Source organism: Acinetobacter sp. GW821-FHT01C12, from assembly GCF_059422625.1.
This window is the reverse complement of sequence record NZ_JBWKXD010000007.1, coordinates 40,212-53,254: the sequence shown is the minus strand read 5'-3', so window position 1 is coordinate 53,254 and position 13,043 is coordinate 40,212. Positions and strand designations below refer to the sequence as shown.

Annotated in this window: 11 protein-coding genes; 4 read left to right on the top strand and 7 right to left on the bottom strand. The window is 37.9% G+C overall.

What is annotated here, in order from left to right; translation table 11 throughout:
- Positions 1 to 151: 151 nt before the first annotated feature.
- Together murJ and ampD are read right to left on the bottom strand one after the other, a co-directional pair.
- On the bottom strand, positions 152 to 1,702 hold the full coding sequence (gene murJ / locus AC07WY_RS15390) for a murein biosynthesis integral membrane protein MurJ (protein ID WP_262087367.1): 1,551 nt from the start codon (positions 1,700 to 1,702) through the stop codon (positions 152 to 154).
- A 74-nt stretch (positions 1,703 to 1,776) separates the two neighbouring features.
- On the bottom strand, positions 1,777 to 2,364 hold the full coding sequence (gene ampD, locus AC07WY_RS15385) for a 1,6-anhydro-N-acetylmuramyl-L-alanine amidase AmpD (protein ID WP_034614773.1): 588 nt from the start codon (positions 2,362 to 2,364) through the stop codon (positions 1,777 to 1,779).
- A gap of 488 nt (positions 2,365 to 2,852) precedes the next feature.
- Between ampD and nadC the strand changes: the two genes are divergently transcribed.
- From nadC to AC07WY_RS15370, 3 genes are all read left to right on the top strand, one after another.
- Positions 2,853 to 3,698 (top strand): carboxylating nicotinate-nucleotide diphosphorylase, encoded by an 846-nt coding sequence (gene nadC / locus AC07WY_RS15380; protein ID WP_004823617.1) that lies wholly within the window; start codon positions 2,853 to 2,855, stop codon positions 3,696 to 3,698.
- A 151-nt stretch (positions 3,699 to 3,849) separates the two neighbouring features.
- Complete coding sequence (locus tag AC07WY_RS15375) at positions 3,850 to 5,013, top strand: DUF2135 domain-containing protein (protein ID WP_494736647.1); 1,164 nt, start codon at positions 3,850 to 3,852, stop codon at positions 5,011 to 5,013.
- A 171-nt stretch (positions 5,014 to 5,184) separates the two neighbouring features.
- A complete protein-coding gene (locus AC07WY_RS15370) occupies positions 5,185 to 7,062 on the top strand; it encodes an LTA synthase family protein (protein ID WP_494736646.1) in 1,878 nt (625 codons plus the stop codon).
- 14 nt (positions 7,063 to 7,076) lie between these two features.
- Here the strand turns inward: AC07WY_RS15370 and AC07WY_RS15365 are convergent, their stop codons facing one another.
- The 4 genes from AC07WY_RS15365 to rph form a co-directional block, all read right to left on the bottom strand.
- On the bottom strand, positions 7,077 to 7,241 hold the full coding sequence (locus tag AC07WY_RS15365) for an ABZJ_00068 family colistin stress protein (protein ID WP_262087374.1): 165 nt from the start codon (positions 7,239 to 7,241) through the stop codon (positions 7,077 to 7,079).
- 231 nt (positions 7,242 to 7,472) lie between these two features.
- Complete coding sequence (locus AC07WY_RS15360; RefSeq protein ID WP_494736645.1) at positions 7,473 to 9,653, bottom strand: phosphocholine-specific phospholipase C; 2,181 nt, start codon at positions 9,651 to 9,653, stop codon at positions 7,473 to 7,475.
- A 20-nt stretch (positions 9,654 to 9,673) separates the two neighbouring features.
- Entirely contained in the window at positions 9,674 to 9,802 is a 129-nt protein-coding gene (locus AC07WY_RS15355; protein WP_262087376.1) for a hypothetical protein, read from the bottom strand.
- 219 nt (positions 9,803 to 10,021) lie between these two features.
- Entirely contained in the window at positions 10,022 to 10,738 is a 717-nt protein-coding gene (gene rph, locus AC07WY_RS15350; RefSeq protein ID WP_004723527.1) for a ribonuclease PH, read from the bottom strand.
- Positions 10,739 to 10,895: 157 nt separating this feature from the next.
- On the opposite strand from rph, the gene AC07WY_RS15345 reads away from it, so the two are divergent.
- On the top strand, positions 10,896 to 11,456 hold the full coding sequence (locus AC07WY_RS15345) for an immunity 26/phosphotriesterase HocA family protein (protein ID WP_146113220.1): 561 nt from the start codon (positions 10,896 to 10,898) through the stop codon (positions 11,454 to 11,456).
- A gap of 330 nt (positions 11,457 to 11,786) precedes the next feature.
- Here AC07WY_RS15345 and AC07WY_RS15340 read toward each other — a convergent pair whose 3' ends face one another.
- Positions 11,787 to 12,926 carry a fatty acid desaturase family protein gene (locus AC07WY_RS15340; RefSeq protein ID WP_494736644.1) on the bottom strand — a complete coding sequence of 380 codons (1,140 nt, stop codon included), beginning with the start codon at positions 12,924 to 12,926 and terminating at the stop codon, positions 11,787 to 11,789.
- Positions 12,927 to 13,043 lie beyond the last annotated feature (117 nt).

The following is a 13,043-nucleotide window of genomic DNA, read 5'->3' as shown; positions in this document are numbered from 1 at the left end:
AAACTTACAGTACTGCATCTATATTTAGAATTTAAATTCCCCAAACGCTATGGTGACATCCTTGTCACCACGCACTAGATACATCACTTATGATTGAATGATGCTCAAAGTAAAAGCTATCTCATTTATATTCTATTGATTGGTCTTAATTTTAGTGCTTTAAATGTCTTGGTCTAAATCCTGCAGCAAGCAGTGCAATACCATAAGCCACAATACCGACCAAACATAATCCTATAACTTCAAGAATTCGAAGCCATTGTGAGGCTGTGCCATCATACCAAGTTAAAGCAAACCATAGCGCGCCAATCATCACAATATTGGCAATGGCAAATTGAACAAATAATTTTTTCCAATGCGCACCAAAACGGAAAATATTTTTCTTATGTAAATAAAAATATAACATCCCAGCATTGACCAAGGCTGAGCCTGAAGAAGCAATGGCTAAGGCCATATGCTCGGCTTGCCAATCAATCAATTTAAAAATACCAATAAAGATAATGTTTAAAATCGCATTGGCTGCAACTGCCATTAAGCCGACACGTACAGGGGTTTTGGTGTCCTGAATGGCATAAAAACCTGGTGCAAAGACTTTAATCAACATAAATGCCAGTACACCACCACTCATACATTGCAACGCCATAGCGGTCATTTGCGTATCACGTGCATCAAAAGCCCCATGCTGGAAAAGTGCTTGAATGATTGGTGTAGATAACATGAACAAAGCAATACTGGCTGGCACCCCCACCAAGACAATCACGCGAGCAGCCCAATCCAACATTCTACGGAACTTGGCCTGATCTTGCTCTGCTTTACTCACGGAAAGAGACGGAAGAATCACTGTACCGATTGCAACACCAATCAATCCAAGTGGTAACTCAGTCATGCGTTCGGCACTATATAACCATGACACTGAACCATCTTGCATGAATGACGCCCAAATTGTATTTAGTAATAAATTAATCTGAGTGACTGATACACCAAATAAAGCGGGCAACATCAGTTTTAGAATTCGGTCTACACCCTCATGTTTAAAATCAACTTTAGGTGGAATCAGTAATTTTTTATTCCATAATTCAGGGATTTGAATCGCAAGTTGCAAAACCCCTGCTGCAACCACAGCCCATCCTAAAGCCATGATCGGTTGAGCCATATGCGGGGCTAACCACCAAGCACCAGCAATCATTGCCACGTTGAGTAATACAGGCGAAAACGCTGGCGAAGCAAAAGAACCATAACTATTCAAAATACTGCTGGCAAATGCAGTCAATGACATAAACATCAGATATGGAATCGTTAAACGAAACATATCTACAGCCAGATCAAATTTTGCAGGATCGTTATGAAAACCGGGTGCATAGACATACAAGATCACAGGTGCAATGATCATACTGATCAAGGTTAACAGCGACATCACCATTAACAAACAGCCAAACACACGACTAATAAGAATCTGTACTTCTGCATGCAGTTTTGTAGTTTTATATTCGGTGAGTACGGGAATAAAGGCTTGCGAAAAAGCCCCTTCTGCGAATAAACGCCTGAAAAAATTGGGAATACGAAAAGCAACCACAAAGGTGTCAAAATCCTTACCTGCCCCAAACACATTGAGCAAAACCATATCTCGGACTAAACCCAAGACTCGTGACAACATGGTCATTGCACTGACAATAAAGGTGGATCGCCACAGCGCCATCGTATTCACCTAGTTAAAATAAAGTCGCTATTGTAATTAAATATTCTTAAAATTGCGTTGTTAAATCATAAACAGACACTTATTTACTTCGGTTGTTCTACTCTTAATTTTTTCTGATTCAAACTTTCTCTAAACTGCTGCCATTGAAAATGTGGTCCAGGATCAGTTTTTCGTCCTGAGGCAATATCAGAATGCCCTGTTAAATGATGATCAGTTTTTGGATAAGCGCGTTGCAAAGCGGCAACCACATCAACCAGTTGTTGATATTGGATCGCTTCAAAATCGCGATCATCACTTCCTTCAAGTTCAATCCCAATTGAATAGTCATTACACTCAACTTTACCCAGATAAGCTGAACGTCCTGCATGCCAAGCCCGATCATTAAAATTAACAAATTGTATAATTTCACCAGTTCGTAGAATCAATAAATGTGCAGAAACCTGCATACCCTCGATGGTTTGGAAATAAGGATGGACTGACCAATCCAGTTGATTTTGAAAAAACTGTTCAATATAACCACCACCAAATTGTGACGGTGGCAAACTAATATTGTGAATCACAATCAGCTGAATCTCTGTATTTTCAGGACGTTGATTATAGTTAGGAGATGGGACCTGTCTTGCGCCAATCAATTGACCATTCACGACCTGAAACTGTGGTGCAGATTGCATATCTTATTCCTACAGAATTTTTCTATTTTCAATAAAGCTGATTCTCAATATTTTAGTGTACTCTCGGGTCTGTTGACAATTCGTCTATGTTTGCGACGACGAGTATTTTTTAGGCGATACAAGGCACGAAATACGAAATTTAGTCATTCTAAATGATGAGAAACATCGTTTCGCAAGGTAACATGTAGCGGCAAAAAATACTCTAGTCCTCAGCTTTGACTTTCACTGCGAATAAAGTAATGCTTTGTTCTTGTTCAAGTTACGACTAAAATCATTTCAGTTTGCGTTATGAAACTTAAAAATAGTCTCACTATTCTCATTCATGTTTTACGATGTATACGTCTCGTGCTTAATTTGGACCGACAACGCAAACTATTTATGAAATGTTAACAGATCCTTATCTGTATAAAATAAAAACTTCTTCAAACTTGCAACGACAGTGCTAATATATCGCTCAGTTTTTAAGGGTGACTAAAATAGGGATATCCATGAGCATACCTGAATCTTTGCTTGAACAATCTATTCAAATTAATATTCAACAAGCACTCCAAGAAGATATTGGCGATGCTGATATTACTGCCCTACTCACACCAGAAGATGAGCAAGCGACAGCCACGATCATTTCGCGTGAAGATATGGTCTTGGCGGGACAACCTTGGGTCGATGCGCTGATCAAAGCGTATGATCCAAGCGTACAGATTACTTGGCTTAAAAATGATGGTGACTGGGTCAAAGCCAATGAAACCATTTATAAATTGGCAGGTTCTGCGCGTAGTTTGCTAACTGTTGAGCGTCCTGCATTAAACTTTGTGCAAACTTTATCTGCAGTCGCAACCAAAACGGCTGAATATGTAAAATATCTAGAAGGTACGCCAACCAAATTATTAGATACGCGTAAAACTTTGCCGGGTTTAAGGATTGCACAAAAATACGCAGTTGCTGTAGGCGGCGGTCAAAACCACCGCCTTGGTTTATTCGATGCGTTCTTAATTAAAGAGAATCACATCATGGCTGCTGGTGGTATTGCTCAGGCAATTGCCAAAGCGCATCAAATCGCACCAGGTAAGCCTGTCGAAGTTGAAGTTGAAACATGGGATGAACTGAATCAAGCGCTTGAAGCCAAAGCAGATATCGTCATGCTAGATAATTTTAGCCAACAACAAATGATTGATGCGGTTAAACATGTAGCAGGACGCTGTAAATTAGAAGCTTCTGGGAATATAACCCTTGAGAATTTAAGTCAAGTTGCACAAACAGGTGTTGACTATATTTCGATGGGTGTATTGACCAAAGATGTTAAAGCGATTGATTTATCTATGCGTTTTAATGCCTAATCACTCAATCATATGAGCCATAAAGCAGTATCTATATACTGCTTTTTTTATTACAAAATATAACGATGAGTCAATAAATAATCAGCTAATTTTATGCAAAAGATCTTCTAAATAACAATCAAATTACGTGCACCAACAAAAGAGATAAACAATGAAAAAACATATTTTATATTCATCACTATTCGCATTATCTATTCCGATCCTGAGCCATGCAGACACAGTTAATGTGCATGTGTTAAGTGCAACAGTCAAAGATCAAAATATTGCCAATGCGGAAGTAATTTTGCAAAAAAATGGTGAGCGCTCTGCCTCAAGTTCTACCAATACAAGCGGCCGAGCCGCAGTCAATAGTAATACTATAGACAGTTCAGATAATTTACTGATTATCAAAAAATCAGGTTATTCAACACTGGTTGCAAAATGTCCATGTGATGGTATGACCTACGCCTTAAGTCCTGTACTCAAAGATCTCAACAGTATGCGAATTGTACTGAATTGGGGGCAAAACCCTTTAGATCTCGATTCACACTTAAGTTATAAAAATCAGCATGTATATTGGGACAGTAAACAAGGCTTGGCAGCAAATCTGGATGTGGATGACACCGACTCTTATGGCCCTGAAACCGTCACGATTGATAAACGTTTAGAAGGTCAATATTATGTGTATTCAGTACATGACTTTTCTGATCGGACTCAACCAACTACGACCAATTTATCCAATAGCCAAGCCAAAGTCATGGTCTATGCAGGTGAATCACTGATCCGCTCTTATTATATTCCAACTGGTCAAGCGGGTAATTTATGGACGGTATTCCGCATTAGCCCTGAAGGTGAAATTCAAGATATCAATCGTATTTCAGGAACCACGGTTAACGCAAGCCAAGTGGGTTCAACAGTATCAAATTATCAAAATCACACCACTCGGGTAAATATTGTTCCTGTCTCAGCTGATGCGCAAAAACGAGCCAAGACACTTAATTTAAGTGCAGATAAAGCCTATCAAAACAACCAGATTGAACAAGCTGCAATGCTCTATCAACAGTCTATCGACTACAATCCAAATGTTGGCCAGACCTATAGTAATCTTGCTGTTGCTTATCAAAAGCTCAATCGTTCCTCAGAAGCTTTATGGGCAAATCAAAAAGCCATTGCTTTAGCGACCAATAACAATACCAAAGCTTATTCTCACTATAATATGGGTAAAATCTATGAAAATAATCAAGATTATGCCCAAGCTAAACAACATTACCAATTGGCCAATCAATACAAACCAAGCGCGACTTATGATGAAGCGATACAACGTGTAAGCCAGTAAAAAAATTGCCCAAAGGATATCTACATTCTTTGGGCAGCTTTGATGCTTTAGTTTGCTATTTTTTATTGATATGTTTTAATTTTGCTTACAAAACAAGCAGTTTTTACATAGAAAAGCCGTCTGAATAAGCCTATAATCTTTGGCTTCCAATACATTCCTGTAATTAGGCCAATGAAGACTTTGAAACAACAAGTTTTGTTTTTACTTGTCGCTTTTTTATCTGTATTTGCTTTTTTCTTATACCAAGAAGATATCACGCGTTTCTTTCAATTACGTGACATCTATCTAAAACCACGTCTGTATAAATATGGCTTTTCAATTCTCTTAAACTACGCCTTTATTAGTTTATTTTATTTAATTTTAAGAAAAACCTTTGCGACCATTTTACTCAGTCAATTTATTATTTTTTTACTGAGCTTTATCAATATCAAGAAAGAGCAATATCTTTCTGCAAGTTTGGTTCCTAGTGATTTTTTATTATTTAAAGAAACCTTTGTCGCCTCTCCAATCATGCTCAAAATTGCAGTCTTTGCAGCAATTGCGGTGTTTATTGGACTATTTGTATTTCTGTATAAAAAAGAGAAATTAGGGACGAAGCCTCTTCTCCTGACAAACAGCATTTTATCTTTTGCCATCCTTGGTTTCTTTATCACTGCGAATTTTAAAAATAATTTTAGTGAAGCTTGTGCCAATGCAGCAAAAAATTCAATTTGCCAATATGCAAAATATCTACCCAATACCCGTGGTGATTGGATCGGTGATCATTTAACCATTAAATATTTAGGTTTTTCGACCTTCTTTTTTTCCAAAACGGTTGATGGCTTAAATAATAAAATTTTCCAAACACAAGTCATCCCTGAAGAAAAAGTTGCCGCTTTTTATCAACCGATGGCGGTTGAACATGATGAAGAACCTACATCGAATCTAGCATCAGATGATCCGTCACAACAAAAACAATTGCCAAATATCGTTTTTGTGATGAGCGAGTCGCATTGGGATGCCAGAAAATTAGACAAAAGCATTCCACCTAACATCACCCCAACGATTAGTAAAAATCAGGTCTCTAGCTTATTGTCTCCAAGCTTTGGTGGAGGAACTGCTAACGTTGAGTTTGAAGTATTAACCAGTCTAAATACCTATTTAAATCATAATGAACTGGCTTATGTCTCAAAATTAAAACGTCCAACTTATTCATTACCGATGTATTTAAATACATTGGGTTATGAAACAACAGCAATGCATAATAATGGTAAATACTTTTATAACCGCAGCGCAGTTTATCAAAATCTAGGTTTTAACCGTTTTACTTCAATTGAAAATATGATCAACATGGCTGACCGTGCTAAATATATTAATGCTGCGGGTTGGGCTACTGATGATTTAATTTATAACAGCATTGAAAATCAGCTTAAAAATACGGATAAACCTCAATTTATCTATGCGATCAGTGTTGAAAATCATCCAATGTACAGTGATGATCGATTTGGTAAAGATCATTTTAAAATCACCAAAGATGGTGTGAGTGAGAACAGTAAACGTGCGCTGAATACTTATTTAACGGGTATGCAACGTGCTGACGATAAATTTAAAACCCTGATTGAGCATGTCAAACAGCTTGATCGCCCAACAATTGTGATTTTCTTTGGTGACCATTTACCCAACTTACAAAGCGTTTACGATGAGTATGGCTTCTTTAAATCAGCGCAAGAAAAAGCTGAGAAAAAAGATGTGCGCTTCTTTGAAACACCGCTTGCAGTTTGGGCAAACTTCCCGATTGATCAAAAGCAATTTAAAGGGCCTTTTGTGGCAGCACATTTCTTAGTACCCAAAGTATTAGAAGCTGCGCATATTCCCCTTTCACCTTACTATGCTTTTGTGAATAAAGTGAGCGCTTGTTATACGACCGTGCATCAGACAGGCACGCAAACGCAAAAATCTTGTGAATTTGATCAAACAGAGATTCTACAACAGTATAAAGACATGAATATGGATGTGTTAAATGGTAAGAATTTCACTTATCAGATGTTAAAATCTAAAGCTGAAAGCTAGTCCTGTCCAAATGATTAAGAAGGTTCTCCAGAGTCTTCTTGATCATGCTGTTGTTCAGCCTGTTGTTGCGGTTCATTATTTTTTGCGTCAAATTCTTTACTTTCGAAATCTTCACGGCGTGGATCTCCAGCCATCAATACAAAGGTGATCACGGCGAATAGAACAATGAGTATTTTCATAAGCCTGCCATTTGCTAAAGTTTGAAATATTCTAAATATCGGTCGATGAAAAGATTTGTAGAGTCTGTATACGAAACAAGGGATTTCAGCTGATTTATGTATCTATTGACGTAAATAGATGATTGGAATCTTAATCATGTAAGTTTGCGCAAATTATGTGCTCTTTTATCAACTCAAAAATAAGGTGCAAAGCGCACCTTATTTAAATCATAAAAATTCAGCTATTTAAAATTAAGATTCTACGAAGCCCATATAAGGGTCAGAAAATGAGTCTTTACCCGTTTCAATACGCCCAGCAAAACGACGTTTAAAGGTGCTATCACCCTCTATTGTTACAGTAAAATCATACCAACCACCGAAATCAGACATATTCCAATTCAACTCCTTTTCTGTAGAAGCCGTTTCGATATTCCATGTCTTATTGGGTAGATAAGCATTGGCTTTCACTGTCAATTTTGCTGTTTTCGCAGCGTCATTACGAACTTTTAAATAGAGTTTAGGATCACACTCTTCAACACATACACGCACTTCTGGCAATGCATCTATTTGTGCAGACTTGACTAAATCTCCTGCAAAGCCACGATGGAAGCCATTTGGACCCAACACCCATAAATCATATAGTCCATTTGAAGCGTTCCATACATCGTCCAATTGCTTGCCTGCTTCAACCATATAACGACGAGGAATTGCGTCTAAATTCAATTTGTCATAAACATGGAAAACTGCGGCATGTGTTCCTGTATTGGAGAACATTAACTTTACTGTTTTTGTTGCCACATCAACTTTCGCACTACTATGTAAAATATAAGGCAATGCCCGAGACAATCGTGTTCCTAACTCTTGAACAGGATAGACCTGACTTAAAGGACGGGAAACTGGTGGCAATAGCGCTTGCGCATTACGAATCGCATCTGCATCATTCTTGGTTTTTTTACCCATCAAGTCCGAAATAGCCGTGGTATTTGGATTTTTAAAGTCAAAAGCTGTGGTTAAATCACCACATACAGCACGGCGATATGGACTAATATTCGGTTCTTGCACGCCAAAACGTTGCTCTAAGAAACGAATAACAGACGAATGATCAAAAACCTGTGAATTTACCCAACCACCACGGCTCCACGGAGAAATCACATACATGGGTACGCGTATTCCTGGACCATAGACTCCTACACCATTACTGACTTTAGGATCAGTAAAGTTAGGTTGCCCGGCTGAAGCTTTAGGATGCGTAGCGTATTCATATGAGATTTGTTCATCACTCAAGGTGGTTTTACCTTGCATCACACCTGAAGCGTCTTTTGAAGGTGCACTTGGTGATGGAACGTGGTCAAAAAAGCCATCATTTTCATCAAAGTTGACCAATAAAACCGTTTGACTCCAAATCGCAGGGTTTTCCGTTAAAGCGTTTAAAACTTCCTGAATATACCAAGCACCTTGTACAGGGCTTGATGGTCCTGGATGCTCACTATAGGCCGCAGGTGCAACCATCCAACTGACTTGAGGTAATTGACCTTTGGCAATATCATCTTTAAATGAAGCAAGAAATCCACCATCAGGCATCGTATTGGCAATCCCTTTATACAATGGTTGTGTTGCATCAATGGCAGGATCATAAGCAGGACACGTGCTGTCATTGTTTACAGGTTTACCGGATAACTCATTGGCACGGCGATACTGCTTAAAGCCAGCCAAAGGATTGTCGGTAAAGTTATCTGGCATATTTTGATAAACTTTCCACGTCACACCCGCTTGTTGTAGGCGCTCAGGATAGGTTGTCCAATCATAGCCTGTGCTTGATGCATCAATACTGTCCAAGTCATTGACGACACTGGCAACACCGGCAGCTTTAGGACCATTTGAACCTGTCCATAAGAACATACGATTCGAATTGGTTCCAGTATGCATTGCACAATGATATGCATCACACAGGGTAAAGGCGTTGGCAAGTGAGAACTGAAATTCAACTTCTTTTTGTTTGTAATATCCCATAGATTGGGGTTGTTTATATTGTACCCAATTGCCCATACGGCCATGGTTCCAAGCAAATTGCCCATCTGTCCATGAGTGTGGCGTACCGCTAACACGTTGTGCATTACCGCGAGTGCTGTCTAAATGATAGGGAAAGATTTTGTTCTTATCTTTATCATATTGTTCCCAAATCTTACGGTTGTCAGATAGCGGAATGGTAAAACGATCACCAAAGCCACGAACTCCTTTTAACGTTCCAAAATAATTATCAAACGAGCGATTTTCTTGCGTCAAAATGATGACATGTTTTACATCTTTAATCGTACCTGTTTCGACTTTGGCGTCAATGGCTAAGGCTTTTTGGATGCTGGCTGGAAAGCTGGCTAAAGCGGCTGTACCAAATATTGTTTTTGTTGAATTGACTAAAAAATCACGACGGTTCATCTCTATTTCCTTATTTTTTATTATGGTGCACAATGTACTTTACAAGCAGCGGGTGGCTGTGGATTCGTCGTTGAGCTTTCATTATCATCATTACAAGCACTGAGTAAGACACTCAGACTGGTCACTAAAATCAGCAAAAAATTTCGCATTGTCCTATCCATGAAATAAAGGTAGGGATAGTCAATACAACTGGTATGACGCTAGAGTGAAGTTTTTATGGCAGTTTGATGAATATTTTTTAAAAAATGATGAATATCAAATATTTGTTTTAATTTAAAAATAAGCAACTTAGCTTAAAAAAATTTTATGCAATAAAAAACGCATCCGAAGATGCGTTTTGTTTATAAAAATATATCAATATTTTCGAATTACCAACCAAGCGCTTCTTGTTGTTTTTTTACCAATTCCTGAATACCTTTTTCAGCCATTTCAAGCATTGCATTGGATTGAGCGCGGGTAAATGGTTTTTCTTCCGCAGTCCCTTGAATTTCAATAAACTCACCTGCTTGAGTCATCACCACATTCAAGTCAGTTTGACAGTTAGAATCTTCTTCATAACAAAGATCAAGCAATACTTCATCTTGATACATGCCGACAGAAATTGCAGCAACAAGGCCTTTTAATGGATCGTGCTTAATTTTCTTTTTCTCAAGAAGTACATTCATGGCATCAATTAATGCAACCGCAGCACCCGTAATTGCAGCAGTACGTGTACCACCATCTGCCTGAATCACATCGCAGTCGATGGTAATGGTGTTTTCACCCAATTTTTTCAAATCCACCATTGCACGTAAGCTACGACCAATCAAACGTTGAATTTCTTGAGTACGACCAGATTGCTTACCGCGAGCAGCTTCACGGTCGCTACGTGTATGAGTAGAACGTGGCAACATACCGTATTCCGCAGTCACCCAGCCTTGGCCCTGACCTTTTAGGAAACGTGGCACTGAATTGTCAATACTTGCAGTACACAGCACTTTTGTATGACCAAATTCAACCAATACTGAACCTTCCGCATAACGGGTGTAGTTACGGGTAATTTTAACTTCACGTAATTGATCTAATGCACGTTGGTCGATACGCATAGCTTGTCCTTATGGGATTCAAAAAATATTGCGACTTATTATAACAGATCACAGAGCGATGGTTTTGTTACAAGATGGTGGTTTTTGAAATTGGGTGATTTAACTATCAACTTTGGGATCATTCGAATATAAATCGACGACTAAAAGAACTTTACTTTTGGACCAAGTAATAAACGATGATAAATTTAATACATTCAAAAATTATTTAGCTATTTGGAACTATATATTGATGGTAAATCAAAAAAGGCGTAGACGTATAAAAGAAGGTGATGTATTTGGAATTGAATTAGATGATTCTTTGTATGGCTATGGTGTAGTTTTAAACTCGATACTGATGGGATTCTATGAACTAAAAACAAAAAACTTAGAACAAGATCTAAACCGTATTGTTTCTCAAAAAATCTTATTTAAAGTTTGTGTAATGAAGTATGCATTTAAGTCAAAGAAATGGAATTTCATTGATAATTACGCTGTTAGTGATGAATTAAAGGAGCAAGTTTATTTTTTTAAGCAAGATCCCTTTGATAAAAGTATTTCCGTGTATTTTGAAAAAGATAAAGATTGCTTTGAATTCCCCGCAACATATGAAGAGGTGAAAGATTTCGAACGTGCAGCAGTATGGGATCCTGAACATGTAGAGGATAGATTACGAGACTACTTTAATGGTGTTCCTAATGTATGGGTCGAGCAATTACGACTTAAACCTATTGTTTCCTAATAGATTTTAAGCATAACTCTGCAAAAGAAAAGGTATAATAAAACGATGTTTGAAAGACAATGACTTGTTGATGCTTAAATTTCGTATAAGGAAATATGTTTATTAAATACCTTAAAAATATTCTCAAACTTACATAACTTAGCTTATACAAAAAATTAAAAATCACTGAATTTAAACATCACTTTAAAAGCAATAGAAGAACCTTATCTAACTCAATAAGGTTCTTCTAACAACAATTGATGATCTATTTTAAACAGCTATTGCACAAGTTGAATGAAGTAAAATAAGTACCTCAGCAACACCAATGCTTACACATCGCAAAAACTTTGTTTAAGCAAAAATACCCTTCAACTTTTGTAAAGACTGAGTAATGGTGGTTGTTAAACTATTTGGCAAAGAGCATTTGGCTAAACGTACCCATACACTGCCAAACTGTTTCAGGAAATCTGCTTCATTATAGTTGATGCCATATTCTGCACATAAAGCTCTAATTTTTGGAGCAGCTTCTGAATAACGATTAGCTGGCATATCAGGGAACAAATGATGTTCAATCTGATGACTTAAATTCCCACTCAAAATATGCAACCAGTCTGTTCCAGTAAAGTTACTTGAACCACGAATCTGACGTAAATACCATTCAGCACGAGTTTCATTTTCCACATTATCGGCTTCAAAAGTCTCTGCATCTTCAGTGAAATGACCATTAAAAATCACCGCTGAAGACCACACACTGCGGATCACATTGGCAATGGCATTCCCAGCTAAAACAGGTAAAGCATTTGGTCCTGCAATCACAGGAAAAAACACATAATCTTTTAGAATTTGACGACGGGCTTTTTTACGAAATTTTGCCGCATCTGCCCAGACCTGCTTCCAGGTTTTTGTTTTATAGATCAGTGCATCTTCCAAATGTAGATTTTGTAAGCCAACATACCATTCAAAAAACACCATCAATTGAATCGCTAAAGGGATATTAAACAAAAAGCGCGGTTCCCATTTTTGTGATTCACTAACACGGAGTAAACCATAACCCACATCATGATCTTTACCGACAATATTGGTATAGGTGTGATGCACATAATTATGTGTGTATTTCCAATCATCACCTGTTGCCATGGTATCCCAGTCGTAATTTGCACCATTCAAACTTGGATCATTTAACCAATCGAATTGACCATGCATAACATTATGACCCAGCTCCATATTTTCTACGATTTTGGAAATTCCCAGCAATCCCGTACCCACCACCCAAACAGGTGGAATCCATCCGCCAAACATCAACATAGCACGTGAAGCAATTTCACTATAACGGACAAAATTACGGATTTTATAAATATACTTGGCATCTTGTTCACCTAAACTGTCCATGATTTCACGACGGATTTCATCAACACGGCGACCAAACTCTGCGGTTTGTTCTGGGTTTAAATGTTTCGATTTACTGTTTGGAAAAGTAACTGACATATTCATTGTCTTGCTCCTCAGCACTTCATTTTTAGAAGCCTTAGCTGAATTTTGGGTACAACTTCCTACGCCTAGGTTCAACAGACCGAGAAGTTGTTTAAATTTATTGAAATGATTGTTTTA

Coding starts and splice junctions, on each gene's coding strand:
- ampD (WP_034614773.1), bottom strand. CDS start 2,364: ATGCAATCTGCACCACAGTTTCAGGTCGTGAATGGTCAATTGATTGGC.
- nadC (WP_004823617.1), top strand. CDS start 2,853: ATGAGCATACCTGAATCTTTGCTTGAACAATCTATTCAAATTAATATT.
- AC07WY_RS15375 (WP_494736647.1), top strand. CDS start 3,850: ATGAAAAAACATATTTTATATTCATCACTATTCGCATTATCTATTCCG.
- AC07WY_RS15370 (WP_494736646.1), top strand. CDS start 5,185: ATGAAGACTTTGAAACAACAAGTTTTGTTTTTACTTGTCGCTTTTTTA.
- AC07WY_RS15365 (WP_262087374.1), bottom strand. CDS start 7,241: ATGAAAATACTCATTGTTCTATTCGCCGTGATCACCTTTGTATTGATG.
- AC07WY_RS15360 (WP_494736645.1), bottom strand. CDS start 9,653: ATGAACCGTCGTGATTTTTTAGTCAATTCAACAAAAACAATATTTGGT.
- AC07WY_RS15355 (WP_262087376.1), bottom strand. CDS start 9,802: ATGCGAAATTTTTTGCTGATTTTAGTGACCAGTCTGAGTGTCTTACTC.
- rph (WP_004723527.1), bottom strand. CDS start 10,738: ATGCGTATCGACCAACGTGCATTAGATCAATTACGTGAAGTTAAAATT.
- AC07WY_RS15340 (WP_494736644.1), bottom strand. CDS start 12,926: ATGAATATGTCAGTTACTTTTCCAAACAGTAAATCGAAACATTTAAAC.